This is a genomic window from Paratractidigestivibacter sp., assembly GCF_052362415.1.
Classification (GTDB): Bacteria; Actinomycetota; Coriobacteriia; order Coriobacteriales; family Atopobiaceae; genus Paratractidigestivibacter.
Map to the genome: position 1 here is coordinate 1 of NZ_DAWEMK010000121.1, position 4,773 is coordinate 4,773.

The 4,773-nt window shown below is 67.2% G+C and carries 5 protein-coding genes; all 5 read right to left on the reverse strand.

From position 1 onward, the window contains the following. Nucleotides 1-193: 193 nt before the first annotated feature. Nucleotides 194-2,617, reverse strand: a complete 2,424-nt coding sequence (tsaD, locus tag ACT84W_RS09485) for a tRNA (adenosine(37)-N6)-threonylcarbamoyltransferase complex transferase subunit TsaD (protein WP_444329022.1) — start codon at nucleotides 2,615-2,617, stop codon at nucleotides 194-196. 59 nt (nucleotides 2,618-2,676) lie between these two features. Further along, the gene (locus ACT84W_RS09490) at nucleotides 2,677-3,120 is read right to left on the reverse strand and encodes a DUF3783 domain-containing protein (RefSeq protein ID WP_444329023.1); all 444 of its coding nucleotides are present in this window, start codon (nucleotides 3,118-3,120) and stop codon (nucleotides 2,677-2,679) included. Then, nucleotides 3,120-3,707, reverse strand: coding sequence for an NADH peroxidase (locus tag ACT84W_RS09495; RefSeq protein ID WP_417576154.1), 588 nt, complete (start codon nucleotides 3,705-3,707; stop codon nucleotides 3,120-3,122). The genes ACT84W_RS09490 and ACT84W_RS09495 overlap by 1 nt, the downstream gene beginning before the upstream one ends. A 98-nt stretch (nucleotides 3,708-3,805) precedes the next feature. Beyond that, nucleotides 3,806-4,234: a Fur family transcriptional regulator gene (locus ACT84W_RS09500; RefSeq protein WP_444329024.1), complete on the reverse strand. Its 429-nt coding sequence runs from the start codon at nucleotides 4,232-4,234 to the stop codon at nucleotides 3,806-3,808. Nucleotides 4,235-4,546: 312 nt separating this feature from the next. After that, nucleotides 4,547-4,773, reverse strand: a 227-nt coding sequence (locus ACT84W_RS09505; RefSeq protein WP_444329025.1) for a hypothetical protein, incomplete at its 5' end; no start/stop codon positions are given.

The window sequence follows — 4,773 nt, forward strand, 5'->3', positions numbered from 1 at the left end:
CGCCGGGCGCCGGGTGCGTCAGTGCGTCCGACGCGCTCGGAACATCCGATGCACCCGATGCGTGTGGCGGTTATTGTTTGACTGTTAGACAATCGTCTAACAGTCGCACCGCAAAGTCAAGTAAATGACGAAAAGGGACAGTCCCTTCTCGTCATTTATTATCACGATGACGAAAAGGGACTGTCCCCTTTCGTCATCGGTCCCAAGTGGGAGGGACGGGAGCGTCGGGCGTGGACCAGGTGCCCAACGGCGCGTTGGGCTGCGCGTCGAGGGTGAGCGGCGCGAAGTTGCCGGCCAGGTAGCTGCGCAGCGCGGGGATGCCGATCATGGCAGCGTTGTCCCCGCAGGCGCGCATGGGCGGCACGGTCACGCGGACGCCCATGCGGCCGAAGACCTTCTGGTACGCGCCGCGCAGCTCGGGGTTCGCCGCCACGCCGCCGCCGATGCAGATGTCGGCAACGCCGGTCTGCTCGACGGCCGTGCGCGCCTTGGCGACCTGCACGTCGACGACCGCGGCCTCGAAGCTCGCGGCGAGATCGGGCAGGTTGATGGGCCGGCCGGCGCGATTCTCTCCCTCGATGTAGGTGATGACGGCGGTCTTCAGGCCAGAGAGGCTGAAGCTGTAGTCGCCCGAGTGCATCATCGCGCGCGGGAAGTGGATGGCCTTCTTGTTTCCCTTCGCGGCGAGCTTCGAGATCACGGGGCCGCCGGGGTAGCCGAGGCCGAGGGCCTTGGCGACCTTGTCGAAGGCCTCCCCCACCGCGTCGTCGATGGTCTGGCCGAGCACCTCGTAGTCGCCCCAGGCGCGCACGTGGACGAGCATGGTGTTGCCGCCGGAAACGAGGCTCGCCACGAACGGCGGCTCGAGGCCCGGCGTCTCGAAGAGGTTCGCCATGAGGTGGCCCTCGAGGTGGTGCACCGCAATGAGCGGCAGGTCAGCGGCAGCGCAAAGGCCCTTGGCGAAGGCGACGCCCACCACGAGCGCGCCCACAAGGCCGGGGCCCGCCGTCACGCCGACCGCGGCGAGGTCAGCCGGCGAGAGCGTGTCCGTGCCGAAGTGCGCGCCCGCCTGGGCGAGCGTCTCTTCCAGCACGCCGACGATGGCCTCGGTGTGCTTGCGGCTCGCGATCTCGGGCACGACGCCGCCGAAGCGCGCGTGGAAGTCGATCTGCGTGGCGACGACGCTCGCGCAAACGACGCCGTGGGAGTCGGTGACGGCCATGGCGGTCTCGTCGCAGGAGGACTCGATGGAGAGAACGAGCGGGCCGGCCTCCGCGAGGGCGGCGCGGGTCTGCTCGCTGCGGGGCGCGGGCACGATCGGCCAGGGGCGGATGGACGCGCGCGGTGCGGGGTCGTGGTCGGGGTCCTCGGCGCGGCCGAGGTCGGCGAGCGGCAGGTCGGCGCGCATGATCCGCGCGTCGTGGCCGGAGCCGTAGTAGTTGGGGCGCACGCCCACCTCGGTGAAGCCGAGAAGGCCGTAGAGCTTCTCGGCAGGCGCATTGTCGACCTCCAAAGAAGCCCAGGTCGCGTTGAGCATCTGCGCATCGTAGGCCACACGCGCGAGCAGCCGCGCCGCGATGCCCTCTCGGCGCCTGTCCGCGGCGACGGCGACGTTCGCAACCTGCAGCTCGTCCGCCACGACGGTGCCGCCGGCGTAGCCGATGATGCTGCCGCGGTCGTGCGCGACCCACCACACGTGGTTGTGCGCGGTCACGTCGTCGTAAAAGACGTTCTCGGGCCAAGGCTCGTGGTTCGCGCCCGCGAAGACCTCGGCCTCGAGCGCGGCCACGGCGTGGACATCGTTCACGGTCATGGGGCGCAGCTGGCAGTGGATGTCGGCGAGGGCGTCATCGCAGCCGGTGAGCTCAACGGTCGCGGGCTCCTTCAGGCCGAGGCGCGTGCGCTCATTCTCCTCCGCGTCGGAAAGGCGCGTGTAGATGGGCAAGACGAGCGCCGGGTCGCCGGGCTGCTCGGTGAGCACGCGAGCCTCCGCCGCCGCGCGCGCGAGCCCCTCGCCCGTCGGCCACCAGGCCTCCTCGGGCGCGAACCGATCGGGATCGAAGCCCGCCGCCTCGAAGCGCGCGCGGTACTTGATGAGGCCGTTGCCCGAGAGCGTGAGCTCGCCGGCATCGGCGCGCGCGGCCCAGTCGGCCACGCAGGCATCGGCCTTCACGACCGTCTCGGCGACGAAGGTGCGGTGCGCGCCGGCGTCGTCCAGCTGGTAAATGCCCGGGTAGACCTCGCCGCGCATGGCGTCGCCCGCCACGGCAAGGGTGCCGCGGACGCCCGCCGCGTGCGCGGACCAGGCCATCGCGTCGAGCGCCGAGGTCCCAAAGAGCGGCAGGCCGGCGCCGCATGCCAGGCCCTTCGCCGTCGCGATGCCGATGCGCACGCCCGTGAACGAACCGGGGCCGCGGCCGACGAGGACGGCGTCGAGATCGTCCATAGAGAGACCGGTGTCTGCCAGCGCTTCTTTGCAGGTCGAGACGAGCTCGACGTTGGCCCGGCGGCGGCACTGGTGGTCGCGGGTGGCGAGGACCTCGACGGAGGCGCCCTCCATGCGCGCGACGGCGCAGGCGAGCATATCGGTCGAGGTATCGAGAGCGAGGACGATCATGACGGTTCCTTCTTTGCGGGATTTAGCGCCCTCTAGTGTACCGCGCGGCGCCGAGCGCGCTACGACGGCATCGCGGCGTGCTCGGCGTTGACGGCGGCGATCAGGCGCGCGAGCGGCCAGGTTTTGTTGTGCTTGGTGAGGACTGCCTTCGGGCCGACGACGCAGCCGGCGGCGCGGCTCTGCGCCATGAAGGCCTCTACCTGCGAGTTCGTGAGGTTGCACAGGAGAACGAACTCGCACTTGGGCAGAGGCCCCGCATAGTCTGCGAGCGCGGGCCTGAAGCCCACGAGCCCGGCGAAGGCGCCCGCGGGGTCTCCCAGGCGCTCGGGCTCCGCGATCCGCGCGCGGATACCGAGCTCGCGCAGGACCTCCCGCACCGCCGCGCCTTTGCTCGCGGCGGCCTCGCCGAAAGAGGGGTCAAGCCCCCAGAGCACCGCGACGGGCGCGGGCCCCGAGGGCTTGACCTTCTTCTTTTCGGCTTTGTTTTTCTTGCCGCTGGCCATTAGCCGAAGTAGCGCTCGAGCAGGCCCTTCAGAGCCTTGCCGTGACGGGCCTCGTCGCGAGCCATCTCGTGGACGGTGTCGTGGATGGCGTCGAGGCCGTTCTTCTTTGCGCAGGAGGCAAGCTCGAACTTGCCCTGGGTAGCGCCGAACTCGCAGTCGACGCGCCAGGCCAGGTTGTCCTTGGTGGTGGCCTTCATGTTCGGCTCGAGCTCGGTGCCCAGCAGCTCGGCGAACTTGGAGGCGTGCTCGGCCTCCTCGTAGGCGGCCTTCTCCCAGTACAGGCCGACCTCGGGGTAACCCTCGCGGTGGGCGATGCGCGCCATGCAGAGGTACATGCCGACCTCGGAGCACTCGCCGGTGAAGTTGGCCTTGAGCTGCTCGAGGATGTAGGCCTTGTCCTCGTCAGAGATGTCGGGGTTGTCCTTGACGGTCTTGTCGTAGACGCCGTACTCGTGCTCGGCGGCGAGCTCGAGGTCGCCCTCGACCTTCTTGAACGCGCTCGCGGGAGCGTGGCAGACCGGGCACTCCGCCGGCGGCTCGGCGCCCTCGTAGATGTAACCGCAGACCTTGCAGACCCACTTGTCCATAATGGACCTCCTTAATTCTTGGGCGAGGCTTCCCATCGCCTCGCCCGCCTCTCCTATTGCTTACGCCCCGCTCCGGTCGCGGGGTCGTGGAAGCCGTGCTAGTCGGTCGGGGCGGAGTGGGCGAGCTGGGCGCTCGCTTTGGCCGCCTTGGCCTGGCAGGAAGGGCAGATGCCGTCGAACTGCAGCGTGTGGCCGGTGATCGCGTAACCGGAGACCTTCGCCGCCTCACTGTCGATGGTACCCAGGACGGGAACCGACACATCGTCCACACGGCCGCACTCGGTGCAGCGGACGTGATAGTGAGTGAAGGTCTGGTGGTCGAAGTGATCCGCGCCGTTGTTGATCTTCACCCTGAGGAGCTGGCCCTCATCGGAAAGCCTGTTCAGCGTGCGGTAGACCGTGGCCTTGCTGATGCTCGGATGCTGTTCGTGGATCGCGTCGTAGACCTGATCGGCGGTGGGGTGGTTGGCCAGGGTCCTGACCTCGTCCTCGATGATGGTGCGCTGGATCGTTTGCCTGCTTGCCATCGTGCCCGCCTCCCTTGCGTCCTCGGCGCTGCCCTCTTGCTTGATGAGTACTATACGCTATTAGGATTTGATTGCAATAGCTAATTTTTACTTATAGCGATTTATTTTGCTGATATTTGGGTCCGCGGCGCGCGAACGACCGCGCAGTTTTGGCTTAAGGCTACGTAAATCGGGTTTGCCTGCGCAAAACTCGATTAGGGCTACGCAAATTTGGCTGCGAAAGGTTGTTTGTAGCGAATTGATCCCGAGAAACCTGGGCTTTCTTGAAGCGAGCAGTGAGGGATCGCGGTTTGAGCCGAAAAATACGTAGCCCTAATCGAGTTCTGTGCACAAAGCGACGATTTGCGCGGCACGAATCGAGTTTTGCGAAAACTTGAGGGGCGCGAACTGACCGGAACTGCATCGAGAGGGGTGAATTTGAAGGGAGGGATGGGCCCAAGCGCAGGTTTGGATGCAGACGGCAAAGGCGAAGGCGGCAAGCTCGGGTGCGAGAGCGATCCCAGCACAAGGTGCGGGAAACGCGTTATTCGACGTCGATG